We start from the raw sequence: 277 nt of genomic DNA, 5'->3' as shown, positions 1-277 counted from the left end.
GTTGAGTTAGCCGCAACATTTTCATCAATGTCAGAATCAGACAAAGTAATATCCGTTGGTGCTTCATTCACATCATTAATGAAAATAGTAAATGCTTTTTCGAAAGTGGATGTTCCATCGAAAGTTCGAACGCGAACAGAGTAGGAAGACTTGGTTTCAAAATCAGGACTCGCAGTAATTTTCAAATCACTACCTGAAATTAAAAAAGAAGTATTATCGGTATCACCAGCTCCAGCTACTAAAGAATACGTAAACGAACTGCTATCTACATCGGTTG

At 37.2% G+C, this 277-nt stretch carries 1 protein-coding gene; it reads right to left on the bottom strand.

Annotation, left to right across the window (positions count from 1 at the left end):
• Positions 1 to 277, bottom strand: a 277-nt coding sequence (locus WFZ86_RS20275; protein WP_342693631.1) for a hypothetical protein, incomplete at both ends; no start/stop codon positions are given.

The sequence above is a fragment of the Flavobacterium polysaccharolyticum genome (assembly GCF_038739875.1).
GTDB lineage: Bacteria > Bacteroidota > Bacteroidia > Flavobacteriales > Flavobacteriaceae > Flavobacterium > Flavobacterium polysaccharolyticum.
This window is presented reverse-complemented; position numbering and strand designations above follow the sequence as displayed.